13 protein-coding genes are annotated in these 12439 nt (G+C 60.6%); 11 read left to right on the top strand and 2 right to left on the bottom strand.

The features are described from left to right. The first annotated feature begins 76 nt into the window (after nucleotides 1–76). The 7 genes from A4G99_RS14810 (at nucleotide 77) to A4G99_RS14785 (ending at nucleotide 5653) form a co-directional block, all read left to right on the top strand. Nucleotides 77–364, top strand: a complete 288-nt coding sequence (locus A4G99_RS14810; protein WP_066145040.1) for a hypothetical protein — start codon at nucleotides 77–79, stop codon at nucleotides 362–364. Between the two features lie 22 nt (nucleotides 365–386). Further along, the gene (locus A4G99_RS14805; protein ID WP_066145038.1) at nucleotides 387–2069 is read left to right on the top strand and encodes a hypothetical protein; all 1683 of its coding nucleotides are present in this window, start codon (nucleotides 387–389) and stop codon (nucleotides 2067–2069) included. A gap of 161 nt (nucleotides 2070–2230) precedes the next feature. Beyond that, a complete protein-coding gene (locus A4G99_RS14800; RefSeq protein ID WP_150123110.1) occupies nucleotides 2231–3061 on the top strand; it encodes a winged helix-turn-helix domain-containing protein in 831 nt (276 codons plus the stop codon). Between the two features lie 105 nt (nucleotides 3062–3166). Next, nucleotides 3167–3823 carry a Yip1 family protein gene (locus A4G99_RS14795; RefSeq protein WP_066145034.1) on the top strand — a complete coding sequence of 219 codons (657 nt, stop codon included), beginning with the start codon at nucleotides 3167–3169 and terminating at the stop codon, nucleotides 3821–3823. A 74-nt stretch (nucleotides 3824–3897) separates the two neighbouring features. After that, entirely contained in the window at nucleotides 3898–4830 is a 933-nt protein-coding gene (locus A4G99_RS14790) for an ABC transporter ATP-binding protein (RefSeq protein ID WP_066145032.1), read from the top strand. Beyond that, nucleotides 4827–5006, top strand: a complete 180-nt coding sequence (locus tag A4G99_RS29415; RefSeq protein WP_190303765.1) for a hypothetical protein — start codon at nucleotides 4827–4829, stop codon at nucleotides 5004–5006. Before A4G99_RS14790 ends, A4G99_RS29415 begins: the two co-directional genes overlap by 4 nt. Continuing rightward, complete coding sequence (locus tag A4G99_RS14785) at nucleotides 5003–5653, top strand: ABC transporter permease subunit (protein ID WP_190303764.1); 651 nt, start codon at nucleotides 5003–5005, stop codon at nucleotides 5651–5653. Before A4G99_RS29415 ends, A4G99_RS14785 begins: the two co-directional genes overlap by 4 nt. A gap of 46 nt (nucleotides 5654–5699) precedes the next feature. Here the strand turns inward: A4G99_RS14785 and A4G99_RS14780 are convergent, their stop codons facing one another. Further along, complete coding sequence (locus tag A4G99_RS14780) at nucleotides 5700–6479, bottom strand: SDR family NAD(P)-dependent oxidoreductase (RefSeq protein WP_066145030.1); 780 nt, start codon at nucleotides 6477–6479, stop codon at nucleotides 5700–5702. 167 nt (nucleotides 6480–6646) lie between these two features. Here A4G99_RS14780 and A4G99_RS14775 point away from each other — a divergent pair, with 167 nt between their 5' ends. Next, entirely contained in the window at nucleotides 6647–7363 is a 717-nt protein-coding gene (locus tag A4G99_RS14775; protein WP_066145027.1) for an HAD family hydrolase, read from the top strand. 3 nt (nucleotides 7364–7366) lie between these two features. Here A4G99_RS14775 and A4G99_RS14770 read toward each other — a convergent pair whose 3' ends face one another. Next, a complete protein-coding gene (locus A4G99_RS14770) occupies nucleotides 7367–8629 on the bottom strand; it encodes an acyl-CoA dehydrogenase family protein (RefSeq protein WP_066145025.1) in 1263 nt (420 codons plus the stop codon). A 154-nt stretch (nucleotides 8630–8783) separates the two neighbouring features. On the opposite strand from A4G99_RS14770, the gene A4G99_RS14765 reads away from it, so the two are divergent. The 3 genes from A4G99_RS14765 to A4G99_RS14755 all read left to right on the top strand — a co-directional run bounded on the left by A4G99_RS14765 (nucleotide 8784) and on the right by A4G99_RS14755 (nucleotide 12429). After that, the gene (locus tag A4G99_RS14765) at nucleotides 8784–9854 is read left to right on the top strand and encodes a phosphotransferase family protein (RefSeq protein WP_066145023.1); all 1071 of its coding nucleotides are present in this window, start codon (nucleotides 8784–8786) and stop codon (nucleotides 9852–9854) included. 128 nt (nucleotides 9855–9982) lie between these two features. After that, entirely contained in the window at nucleotides 9983–11989 is a 2007-nt protein-coding gene (locus A4G99_RS14760; protein WP_066145022.1) for a 3-hydroxyacyl-CoA dehydrogenase/enoyl-CoA hydratase family protein, read from the top strand. Between the two features lie 2 nt (nucleotides 11990–11991). Then, nucleotides 11992–12429 (top strand): MaoC/PaaZ C-terminal domain-containing protein, encoded by a 438-nt coding sequence (locus A4G99_RS14755; RefSeq protein WP_066145020.1) that lies wholly within the window; start codon nucleotides 11992–11994, stop codon nucleotides 12427–12429. Nucleotides 12430–12439 lie beyond the last annotated feature (10 nt).

Here is a 12439-nt window from a genome sequence, read left to right as displayed (position 1 = left end):
CCTGTGAAACGGATGATTTCGAACGACCCTCCATCGAGACGGAGAACGAACGATACGAACCGGGTGGTCGAAAACGATGAGTGATCACGGCCAGTCGGAGAAATCGTTGGCAGAAAAGTTCCACGAGTGGAACCACAATCCGTCCAAGTATCCGAAACGGACGGGTGCAGTGATGGCCGTCGTCGTGTTCGTGATCGTCGCTATCGGCGACTTTCTCACCACGTATCAGCGATTGGGTGTGGACATCAAACTCTCGATAGTGAGCGGACTCGTTCTCGGTTTCGTCGTGGCAATCGTAACGTACTTCGCGGCCCAGTCAGCCATCACCGGAAACTCGTCCGGCAACCGAGGTGGCGGTTTCTAACGTAGATCACCGAACAGTCACAATGGGCGACAAAACGACCGAATGGGTCACGAAGAGCGTTCGTATCGGCCGAACGGAGGCTGTACGGACGTGGCGGTCAGTCACACGAAACCGCCGTCAACTGCTGTTACGAGTCGTCTTGAGGATTCCCCTCATCTCGATGTTGACGGCGATTTCCGTCGTTTTTGGATTGCTCGTTCGTAACGACCCACCTCGAACCGTCTCCACCCGCCTTCGACTCGTCGTCGTCCTCTGTTGGGTATTCTTCGCCTTCATATTCGCTGTCCGGGCGTTCGGGAAGACACACCGTGTCGATCGGATCGATCTCCTGCTTACGACGGTTCCTCCACGGGTAGTCGTGGGAGGATTACTCATCGCGGAATTCGTGAGGGTGGGAACCAGTATACTCGTCCCCCTGTTCCTGATGGCCGTCGGGTTTTCGTACGGATCCGGCGATATCGTTACCCTCTTTACGATGGTGAGCGGCGGCCTGTTGGCCATCGTCAGTGCCCTCTTCGTTGGATATGCCGCCGGTATTTGCGGTGCCATTTTCGTCACCCGATCCGAGATAGTCGCTCGCCATCGAACGGGAATCAGTGTCCTCTTGCTGGCTATCATGGTGCCGACTGCGCTCGCCCTGCAACTTTTTGGTCACGCTGGCGCTCGTTCGCTCGATGGTTTGACTCCCGTGGTTCGGTACGTTCCGATCGGTTGGTACGCCGATATCGTTTTTTCCGGGACGCCACTTGCCGTTTCGACGGGACACGTCGTGGGCGGTGTCGTTGGAACGTTCGTCCTGGTTCCCCTTCTCACGTTCAGCATCGAACAGCTAGCGACGATCCACTGGTACGGTGAACGTATCCAACCGCCCTCGGAAACGAAACGCGACGACGAAAGAGTGGACCCGGATTTCGATGCGCTCTCGGCAGCCCTCGGGGCAGTTGCCCTACTGTTTCCCGCCGGGATATCGTATCCGACCGAACGGGTCTCCAAGAAGACGCTCCTCCGCGCCCTCCGTCGTCCGAGCAAACTGAGCCATCTCGCGTTACCGATCGGAATCACTGCGGTCATGGTCGCGACCATTCCCCACGAAACGCTTCGAAACGAATTACCCGTGATTACGGCACTGATGGGCTCGTGGACCGCCGGTGCCGCTTTCACGCTCAATCCTCTCGGTGACGAGGGTCCGATGCTGCCGCTTACACTCAGTTCGTCACTCACCGGTGAGCAGTTCGTGTCCGGCCTGTTGCTCCCTGGAGTACTCATCGGCGTTCCAGTCGAAACGCTCCTTACGCTGATTGCGTGTGTTTCCGACGGTTGGCGATTGCTTCCGACGATCGAGATGGGTGTCGTCGGCGTTCTCCTCGGCCTGACGGCCGTCGTCTTTGCGGCGTGGATCGGTATATCGGCACCTCGTTTCGATGGGGTAACCGTCTCCCAGCGACGAGGGCTCGGTACGCCGAGCACGACTGCACTCGTCGCCTATTCGGGATTCGTTATCGGTGTCAGCTACACGGTGTTGCTGCTTTTACGAACACCATCGACAGCCCGAGCGATTACGACGTTTGGCCCCCTGTCAGGGGGCGTTCCGCTGCAATGGTTCCGCGTCGCTGGATACGCGTCGTTGCTCTCCATTTCGACGGGGGGCAACCTGATCGCATGTAGAAACGCTGTCAAACACTTCCGTCATTCGAGTCTAAACTGAATAATGAGTTTAACTTTATATTATATATGTGAAAAAAGGATTAATATGTTAGAATCCCTGTCTTTCACTATAGGCAATAACTCCTGAAAGAACGAAGCCACTTTGGTAGCGTGATTACCCATAACCATACTGTAAAAGAAATCAAGCTGACATAAGAGAAAATGAATCAGATAATCGATGCCGAATGGTCCTCCGAGATAACGCAGACCTGGGAGAGTATAGAATTCTTAACAGGCTCGTCCCGTCGCATCCATATCCTCCGTGTGCTCAGCGATCGAACGCTGGATTTGCGTGATCTTCGGGACCGATTGGACGTTCCGAGGACGACGCTTCAACGGAACCTCACGACGCTCGAACAGGAGGGATGGGTCAAGTTCCCCGCCGCGGAAAACGGGTATACTGCCACCGTATCGGGGCGATTGGTGGTTCAAGCGTTCATGGATACCATCAGCACGGTACGTTCCGTGGAGAATCTGGAGCCATTTTTGCGGCATATCGCCCCCGATTCGGAGTTGAACGTCGATCTGTTCGCGGATTCCACGGTAGTCACGCCGGAACCCAGCCAGCCGTACAAACCGGTAAACGAACTGTTCGAGATGATAGAGACCGCCGACAGCAGCCGGTCGTTCATGATTTGGCCCACGATCTCGAAATTCTTCATCGATCTACGCCGTCGATCCACGAAAACAGCCGCAGACAAGCGAGTCATCGTTCCGAGACGATCGGTCGCATCCTCTAGCCAATCGCTCCTGAAAAGCCTCGGTGATTCGTTCGAAGTCCGATCTCCGGAGTTGTACTCCTACGATGGGTCCATTCCGTACGGATTCATTCTATTCGACTCGACGATCGTCCTGCTAGCGATCGACGAAATCGGACGGGTAAGCGTGTTCGTCAAATCACAGTCTCCCGAGGCCGTCGAATGGGGTGAAACCGTATACGAAGAGTACTACAGCGACTCCTCGCGTATCGCGGACGACGCTTTGACCGAGTAGAGTGTGCTCTCCCTTCGAGTACTCGCTCGATGAGCGATGCATATGAAAAAATAATTGCATTTCCCAATGATAATATTAATAACGCCACGCTATATTCGTTAAAATATGGTCCTCAAGCTACTGACCGAGCCGGAATCGTTTTTCCGTGATCGAGTCGAAAATCCGGGAATTCTCATCCCCACGGTTATCGTCCTCCTCGTCGCACTGGTCGCGGCCGTCGGTACCGTACCGCGAGCGAACATCAGCGGACAGTTCGCTTCGACCGCGGTACAGTCCCAGGGGCAGCAGATGAATCAGTCGATGTCGAACGCTATCGGCGGGGTGGCGAGCACCGTGACGATCGTCTTCTCGTTCGTCGGAATCCTACTCGCGTGGGCCGTGTACAGCATCGCTTTTTACGCCATCGCACGCTTCGCGTTCGGCGGTTCCGGGTCCCTGGGCGACACGTTCGCGTTCACCGGTTGGGGGTACGTGCCACTCTTCATCCATCAGGTCATCGGCGCGATCGCCGCCTACTACGTGTACAGCGGTGTGAACCTCCCGAGCAACGACGACGCCGCAATGACCGCATTTCAGAATTTACAGTCCGATCCCGCCCTCTTCGTGGCAGGTATCGTCGGTGTCGTCCTGTTGTTGTGGAGCGGTTGGATCTGGACGACCGGGATGGAAAAGTTACACGACCTCTCGCGCCGAAACGCGGTTATCACCGTCGGAATCCCGGTCGGAATCGCGGTGATACTGCGAATCTCGGGGTTGGTGTAGTACGGAGAGTGCGACCGTAGCAGGAGCGCTCGCCGATAGCATTTACAATTGACATACCACCAACCAACGAAATCATGAATACGAACGAAACAGCCGTTATAGACGTTTCGAACGTCACGAAACAGTTCGGTTCCGTAACCGCCCTCCAAGAACTCAATCTGACGGTCAACGACGGGGAGATCTACGGGTTTCTCGGCCCGAACGGTTCCGGGAAATCCACGACGATCAACGTCCTGTTGGATTTCATTCGCCCGACGAGCGGACAGGCAACGTTGTTCGGCCAGGATTCTCACGCCCATTCACACCGAATTCGCGAGCGTATCGGCGTCCTTCCCGACGGCTTCGACGTGTACGACCGCCTCACGGGGTACCAACACATCGAACTGACTGTCGAGTCGAAGCGAGCGGCCGACGACCCGATGAGCATCCTCGAACGGGTCGGTATCGAGGACGCCGCCGACCGAAGGGCGGGTACCTACTCGAAAGGGATGACACAGCGGCTCGTGCTCGGAATGGCGCTCGTCGGCGAACCGGAACTCATCATTCTCGACGAACCGTCGACCGGTTTGGACCCGAACGGGGCGCGTGAGATGCGCGAAATAATCCTCGAAGAGAACCGCCGCGGAGCGACCGTCTTCTTCTCCAGTCACATTCTCAGCCAGGTCGAAGCGGTGTGTGACCGCGTCGGCATCCTCTCGAACGGGTCGCTCGTGGCCGAGGATTCGATTCGGAACCTCCGCGAGAGGATGGACGCGACCACCCAGTTGACGCTCGTCGTCTCCGAAACGACGCACCGCGTGCTCGACGCGATTCGGAGTTGCGATGGGGTCGAAAGCGTGACCGCGGAAGGTGATCGAATAGCGGTCGCAATCGGGAACGGGTCGAAAGCGGACGTGATCGAAGCCGTCGAATCGTCCGGCGTCGAGTTACGGGACTTCTCGGTGGTTGAGGCGTCGCTCGAAGACCTCTTTGCGGCGTATACGGAAGGCCAGGAGGTGATCGCATGAGTTGGCGTGTCATCGCAAAAAAGGAGTTTCGGGACGCGAGTCGGTCACGACGCCTGTTCGCACTCATCCTCGTGTTCGTGCTCTTCTTTGCGGGTACGTCGTTCGTCATCATCAAAATCATCGACGTACTCGCGGAAACGACACGACGAACGTTCCCGTTATCGCGTCGCTCATGACGCCGATCGGAATTTTCCTCCCGGCGGTCGGTATCTTCGCCGGTTACCGTTCGATAGTGAGTGAACGTGAGTCCGGGAGCCTCAAACTGCTGCTCTCGCTTCCACACACGCGAACTGACGTCGTTATCGGGAAGTTCATCGGACGCACCACCATCGTCGCAATCGCGACGGTGATCGGATTCGTCGTCGGCGGTGGCATCATCCTCGCTCTCGGAGCGACGTTCCCGGTCGGAAGCTACCTCTCGCTTCTGGTACTGTCGTTGGTTCTCGGTGCCGCGTTCGTCAGTATCAGCATCGGTGTTTCTGCCGCTCTCAAGTCCGAGGACCTGATCGTTCTGATCGGGTTCGGACTGGTCATCCTGTTCACGCTCCTGTGGGGTATCCTGACTGGGATTTTCGGACTGGTGCTCGACCGTTATGGCATCGGCTCATCGGCGTTCCAACAGGATTTGCTGTCGTTTATCCAGATTCTCAACCCGAAGACGGCGTTTAACTACGCGTTTTCCACCGTTTCGGCGGTGAACAAGATACCGGAGGGCCATCTGTTCTGGCAACACGGTTGGATCGGGTTCGTCGTCCTCGGTCTCTGGATCGTGCTCCCGTTGGCGTTCGGTCGATGGCGGTTCGCCCACGCGGAGTTGACCTGAACGGACTGCGACGAAAGTGAACGGCGGACGGAGCTATCGAACCGGTTCACACGTCGGGGGTTTCCAGAATGCGCGGCACGCCCTGTGCGGTGATCGTTTCACCGACGAGGTACGACGAGGCCGGACTGGCGAGGAACTGCGCGATGTCTGCGATTTCCTCGCTCGTTCCGATACGGCGCTTCACGTCCCCTCGGTCGATGTTGTCGGCGCTGACCCCCATCTGAGTCTCGACGCCCGGCGTGGCGACGAACCCGGGCGCGATGCAGTTGACGCGAACGTTCTCGTCGGCCCACTCGAACGAGAGCGTTGACGTCAGGTTGATGACGGCGGCCTTCGCCGCGCCGTAGTGGCTCATCTGCGGCGCGCCACCCTGCCCGGCGACGCTGGCGAGGTTGATGATAGCACCGCCGCCGTTCTCGCGCATACGCTCCCCGGCGACCTGCGTGCAGTGGAACGTCCCGTGAAGGTTGATGTCCACGATGGTCTCCCACCCGTTCTCGCTGATGTCCTCGAACGGGGCCATGAAGCTCGCACCGGCGTTGTTGACCAACACGTCGATGCCCCCGAACTCATCGACGGTGGCGTCCACGAGCGCCTCCACGGCATCGCGGTCGGTCACGTCGCACTCGACCGCCAGCGCGCGACCCGAGGCGTCGCTCGCCGCTATCCCTTCGGCGACCGGGTCCACGTTCCCCTGTTCGCGCGAGCAGACGACGACGTTCGCGCCGTCGTCGGCGAACCGCTCGGCAATCGTTCGTCCGATACCGCTCGATGCACCCGTCACGATTGCGGTCTTCCCGGCGACGCTGAACTGTTCGACGGTCATACGCGATCCTCCGCTGTCGGTCGTCCCGCGACTGAAATTTCCATTGGTAACTACAGTCGCCAATATTTCGCCGCATGGTAATAAATGTGGATTCCCCTCTTCGATCGTTATCTTGATCTCCCGGGAACGCCAGTACACAGCTGATCGTGGGAGATGAACCCCTGACCATGCAAGACGAACGAGGGAACTGGCGGGCGGTGTTCTGGGACATCGGCGGCGTCATCCTCGATACGGCGTCCGTCCGACGTGCACACGAGGAGTTCGTCGGAACCATCGTCGCGCAGCGTTCGGGTGACGAATCGGTCGAGGATGCCATCGAGCGCTGGCGAACCGCCGTCGGCGAGCATTTTCGGGAGCGCGACGGAACGGCGTTCCGGAGCGCACGAACCGCCTACGACCGCGCCGTGGACGAAATCACGGGGGAGGTGATTCCCGAGGACGAGTGGCGACCCGTCTTCGAGCGCGTGATGGCCGAAACGCTGCGACCCAATTCCGGTGCCGTCGAGACGGTCGAGCGACTGGCGACGACGGACCTCCATGTCGGCGTCATCAGCGACGTGGACACCGAGGAAGGAATCCATATTTTGGAGACGTTCGGCGTGCGGAACCAGTTCGATTCCATAACGACCTCCGAGATGGTCGGTCGAACGAAACCGGATCGACGGATGTTCGAGACGGCCCTGGACGCCGCGAACGTTCCGGCGAGCGACGCGCTCATGATCGGCGACCGGTACGACCACGACATCTTCGGGTCGTCGGCGGTCGGCATGACGGCCGTCGCGTACGGGGCGGACGACGGGCCGGAAACCGACTACGCCATCGACGACTTACGGGAAATCCTCTCGATCGTCGGCGTCGAACCGGAAAAAGAAGAATCGGACTGACGACTATCCGTCGTACCGAACCAGATGCTCGACTTCGCTCGGGTCGAGGTCCGAAAACGCGTCTCGCGCGATAACTCGCTTGTGGACCTCGTCCGCGCCGTCCACGATGCGGAACTGGCGGACGCTCTCGTAGAAATCTGCGAGCGGGAGGTCCTTTCCGATGCCGTTGCCGCCGCAAATCTGGACGGCCGTGTCGATTGCGTCCTGAACGACGTTCGCGGCGTACACCTTGCTCATCGACACCGCGATACGGGCCTCCTCGCCCGCCGCGATTTGCCCGGCCGCGTGGCGAACCATCGTCCGAACCGCGTGGAGTCGGGTCTCGATTTCGGCGATTTCGAACCGGATCGCCTGCTTGTCCGAGAGCGGACCGTCGAAGGCCTGTCGCTCGTCGGCGTAGGCTTTGGCGATGTCGAGGGCGCGTTCGGCCATGCCCGAGTAGCGCATGCAGTGGGTCAACCGCGCCGGACCGAGTCGCTGTTGGGCGATGGCGAACCCGGCGTTCTCCTCCCCGAGCAGGTTCTCCTCCGGGATTCGAACGTTCTCGTACTTGATCTCCGCGTGGCTCATGCCGGTGACGCCGCCGCCGACGTGCGGGATGTCGCGCACGACTTCGACGCCGGGGGTGTCGGACGGGACGAGGAAGATGGAACACCCCTCGTAGGGGTGGGCGTCCGGGTCGGTCAACGCCATCACGAGGAGGACGTCGGCCTCGCTTCCCTGCGTCGTCCACCACTTGTGGCCGTTTATCACCCACTCGTCGCCGTCCTGCTCTGCGGTTGTACCGCTCCGCTCCGAGGCGCTCTGCGCCTCGCGTTTCTCCGCGGTCGTTCTGAGCATCTTCGGGTCCGAGCCAGCACCCGGATTCGGTTCGGTCATGGAGAAACCGGATTTGGCGTCGCCCGCGACCAGCGGGTCGAGCCAGTTCTCCTTCTGCTCGTCCGTTCCCACCAGTTCGAGGGTGTGCATGTTGCCCTCGTCCGGGGCGTCCACGCGGATGGCGGCGGGTCCGAGGAGGCTCCGCCCGGCTGCCTCGAAGACGGGGAGCATCTCGTGGAACGCCATCCCCAATCCGCCGTGTTCCTCCGGAATCTGGGGTGCGTACACGTCGTACTCCTTCGCTTGCTCGCGGAGTCGCCGCATGGTGTCGTCGGAAACGGGTTCCCCGCCGAGATGCTCGCGTTCGACGGGAATCACCTCGTCTCGGACGAACGTTCGGACGCGTTTGGCGACGTCTCGCCCTCGTTTCGGGTCGTCGTACTCCATATCCACAACGCCGATTCAACAGTGTAAAAGTATTTCCCTCGTTTCGTTACCCTCGTAAGTTCTATACCGAGCATCCACGTACAATCGAGCGACAACGAGGTCGGCGGGACGAACGGACCGTCACACGAGCCGACTGCGGACTGGAGGACTACTGATGACCAACGAAAATGGGGATTACTTCGAACGACTCGTCGATACGAACGCGCTCCGGACGTATCTGGAAGAACAGTTGGGCAACGCCGAGGGGTACGACGTCTCCCACCACGCGGAGGGCCACTCCAACGAGACGCTGTTCGTGACGTGGGGCGACCGGGAACTGGTGATTCGGCGACCACCGCCGGGCGAAACGGCCGAGACGGCCCACGACGTGCTTCGGGAGTATCGGGTGATGGACGCGCTTCAGGACACGGCCGTTCCGGTTCCAACGACCGTGTTGGCCTGCGAGGACCACTCGGTCATCGGCAGCGACTTCTACGTGATGGACCGAGTCGAGGGCGACGTGCTCCGGGACGAGGAGCCACCGCGCTTCCGAACCCCGAACGCGCGGCGGACCATCGGCGAGGAACTCGCGGACACGCTCGCGGCGATTCACAGGCTCGACTACGAGGCGGTCGGTTTGGGCGAGTTCGGCTACCCGTCCGGCTACACGGAACGGCAGGTCGAACGGTGGACCAAGCAACTCGACTGGGCGTTCGAACGAACGACCGAGGAGCGGGCCGTCCCAGAACTGGAGACGGTCGGCGATTGGCTGGCCGACAACTGTCCCGACGAACACGAACACACGCTGGTGCACGGCGATTACAAACTCGACAACGTGATGTACGGCCCGGAGACGCCGCCGGAAATCGTCGGCGTCTTCGACTGGGAGATGGCGACGCTCGGCGACCCGCTGGCCGACCTCGGGTGGATGTTGTCGTACTGGCGCGACCCCGGCGACCCCGAACCGGCGACGCCGGAACTGGTTTCGACGTTCATGGAGGCCGACGAGTACCCCACTCGTAAGGAACTCGTGGAGCGCTACGAGGATGCGGCGGGTATCGAGTACGAGAACGACCGATTTTATCGGGCGCTCGCGGTGTACAAACTCGCCGCGCTGGGCGAGATGTTCTACCGGCGATTCCTCGAAGGTAACAGCGACGACCCGATGTACCCGCAGATGGAGGAGCAGGTCCCTGACCTCGCACGACGCGCGGCGGGTATCATCGACGGGGACGAGCCGCTGTAATCCCAAAACCTTCCAAAATTCCATAGAACTGGATTCAAAACACCGATAGTTCCTAAGAGGGCCATTTTCCCTTACAGAGATAAACGGCCGCGGTGGAGTTAAGATGGCAGGGATGAAACCCATGTCGTATGCCAGACACGGATATTCGACGGGTGACTGTGCTCGGTGCCGGAAACATGGGCCACGGAATCACGGAAGTGGCCGCCATCGCCGGGTACGACGTCACTATGCGCGACGTCGAGGAGGAGTTCGTCACGAACGGGTACGAGAGCATCGAGTGGAGTCTAGAGAAGTTGGCCGAGAAGGGCCTCCTCGACGAGTCAGTCGAGGACGTTCTCGCACGCGTCGAGACAGCAGTCGATCTGGAATCGGCGGTGGCCGACGCCGACCTCGTCATCGAGGCGGTGCCCGAGCGGATGGACCTCAAGCGGGAGGTGTTCATCGACCTCGACGAGTTCGCTTCCGAGGACGCCTTGCTGGCGTCGAACACGTCTAGCCTGAGCGTTACGGAGATGGCCGGTGTCACCTCCAGACCGGAGGACGTGGTCGGCATGCACTTTTTCAACCCGCCGGTGAAGATGGACTTGGTCGAAATCATCTACGGCGAGCGAACGAGCGACGGGACGGCGGAGGCGGCGTACGAGTTCGCCGAATCCATCGGCAAGACGCCGATCTACGTCCGGAAGGACGTTCGCGGGTTCGTCGTCAACACCGTCCTCGGTCCGTTCGGGGACGAACCCGCATGGATGGTGTCGAACGGCGAGGCGACGATACGCGAGGTGGACGCCGCCATGGTCCACCAGCGGGGCTACCCGATGGGACCGTTCGAACTCATGGACCTGACCGGCATCGACGTGGGCTATCACGTCCGCAACGAGTCCGGGCGGGAGATTCCGCCCCTCATGGCCGAGAAGGTCGAGAACGAGGAACTGGGACAGAAGACGGGGAAGGGGTATTACGACTACGAAGACGGAGAGACGTCGGAGACGTCTCAAGTAGACGGCGAGGCCGTCGATGGAGCGGGAGTCAACTACGAACCCGGCGACGGTGACGGGTTCGACACCCTGCGAATCGAGGCCCGGATGGTCAACGAGGCGGCGCGACTCGTCGGGGAGGGCGTCGCCCGACCCGACGAAATCGACACCGGCGTCCGTCTCGGACTCGGGTTCCCGGAGGGTATCTGCCGACGCGCGGACAAAATCGGTCTCGACACCGTTCTGGACAAACTCGAATCCCTGTATCAGGAGACCGGCGAGGCGAGGTTCGAACCGGACGACTATCTCGTCGAACTGGTCGAAGCCGGAAAAACCGGCGAGAAAGCAGGCGAAGGATTCCACGAGTATTCGACCAGCGGCGACGGTCCGGGTACCTACCAGTTACTCAACTACGACCTCTCCGACGACGGCCTGCTCGCAATCGAACTGAACCGGCCGGAGCGCCTGAACGCCCTTTCGGCCGATTTGCTCGGTGAAATCGACGATCTGCTCACGTCGGTCGATACCGACGACGTGCGCTGTGTCACGTTCGAGGGCGCTGGCGACCGCGCGTTCAGCGCCGGAGCCGACATCGGCGGGTTCGCGGACGCCACGCCCACGGACTTCATGGACGTGACGCCGACGTTCGAGACGGTCAACGAGTTCGAGCGTCCGACGATTGCGAAAGTGGACGGCTACTGTCTCGGTGCCGGGTTGGAATTGGCGCTCGCCTGCGACATGCGGATCGCCACGGAGAAATCGGAGTTCGGTTCCCCCGAGATTCGTCTCGGACTCATTCCTGGCGGCGGCGGCACCCAGCGACTCATCAGACTGCTCGGCGAGACGCGCGCCAAGGAACTCGTGTTCCGGGGCAACCGCATCGACGCCGACCGCGCCGAGGACTGGGGCCTCATCAACCGTTCCGTCCCCGTCGATGAGTTCGACGACGTCGTCGCGGAGTTCGTTGACGACATGCTCGAAGGGCCGCCAGTCGGCCTGAAGGTGGCGAAGAAGGTGATGAACGAAGGGGCCGACGCGAGCCTCGACGCCGCGCTGGCGATGGAGAGTCAGGGCTTCGGTCTGCTCATGAGCACCGACGACGTGCGCGAGGGAACCGCCGCGTTCGGCGAGGACCGCGACCCCGAGTTCACGGGGGAGTAGCCGTGACGATTCCGTTCGAGGAACTGGAGGTCGGAAAACGGCTGACGACACCCACGCGCACCATCACCGAGGCCGACGTCGTCAACTTCGCGGGCGTGAGCGGCGACTTCAACACGCTTCACACCAGCGAGACCGAGATGGCCGAGTCGGAGTTCGGGGAGCGAATCGCCCACGGCGCGCTCGTGTTTTCGGTCATGACCGGCCTCACGCGGCGCATCGTCCACGAACGCGCGGAGACGGTGGCGTTTTACGGCGTGGACCGACTCCGCTTTCGAGCGCCCGTCTTCTTCGACGATACGGTTCACGTCACGTTGGAACTGATCGAGAAGGAAGCGCGCGACCATCCGACCGGGAACGGCGTCGTCCGATACGAGGCCGAGGTGCTGAACCAGCGGGACGAGGTCGTGTTGTCGTGCGAACTCCTCTCGCTGGTGCGGTGAGCGAGGTAAT

The sequence above is a fragment of the Haladaptatus sp. R4 genome (assembly GCF_001625445.1).
Taxonomy (GTDB): Archaea; Halobacteriota; Halobacteria; order Halobacteriales; family Haladaptataceae; genus Haladaptatus.
The sequence above is the reverse complement of the archived record's forward strand: the minus strand, read 5'-3'. Positions and strand labels throughout refer to the sequence as shown.

What these genes read in the sequence shown, in the direction of transcription:
- A4G99_RS14760 (WP_066145022.1), top strand. Translation starts at nt 9,983, where the DNA reads ATGCCAGACACGGATATTCGACGGGTGACTGTGCTCGGTGCCGGAAAC.
- A4G99_RS14770 (WP_066145025.1), bottom strand. Translation starts at nt 8,629, where the DNA reads ATGGAGTACGACGACCCGAAACGAGGGCGAGACGTCGCCAAACGCGTC.
- A4G99_RS14765 (WP_066145023.1), top strand. Translation starts at nt 8,784, where the DNA reads ATGACCAACGAAAATGGGGATTACTTCGAACGACTCGTCGATACGAAC.
- A4G99_RS14780 (WP_066145030.1), bottom strand. Translation starts at nt 6,479, where the DNA reads ATGACCGTCGAACAGTTCAGCGTCGCCGGGAAGACCGCAATCGTGACG.
- A4G99_RS14805 (WP_066145038.1), top strand. Translation starts at nt 387, where the DNA reads ATGGGCGACAAAACGACCGAATGGGTCACGAAGAGCGTTCGTATCGGC.
- A4G99_RS29415 (WP_190303765.1), top strand. Translation starts at nt 4,827, where the DNA reads ATGAGTTGGCGTGTCATCGCAAAAAAGGAGTTTCGGGACGCGAGTCGG.
- A4G99_RS14795 (WP_066145034.1), top strand. Translation starts at nt 3,167, where the DNA reads ATGGTCCTCAAGCTACTGACCGAGCCGGAATCGTTTTTCCGTGATCGA.
- A4G99_RS14785 (WP_190303764.1), top strand. Translation starts at nt 5,003, where the DNA reads ATGACGCCGATCGGAATTTTCCTCCCGGCGGTCGGTATCTTCGCCGGT.
- A4G99_RS14775 (WP_066145027.1), top strand. Translation starts at nt 6,647, where the DNA reads ATGCAAGACGAACGAGGGAACTGGCGGGCGGTGTTCTGGGACATCGGC.
- A4G99_RS14810 (WP_066145040.1), top strand. Translation starts at nt 77, where the DNA reads ATGAGTGATCACGGCCAGTCGGAGAAATCGTTGGCAGAAAAGTTCCAC.
- A4G99_RS14800 (WP_150123110.1), top strand. Translation starts at nt 2,231, where the DNA reads ATGAATCAGATAATCGATGCCGAATGGTCCTCCGAGATAACGCAGACC.
- A4G99_RS14790 (WP_066145032.1), top strand. Translation starts at nt 3,898, where the DNA reads ATGAATACGAACGAAACAGCCGTTATAGACGTTTCGAACGTCACGAAA.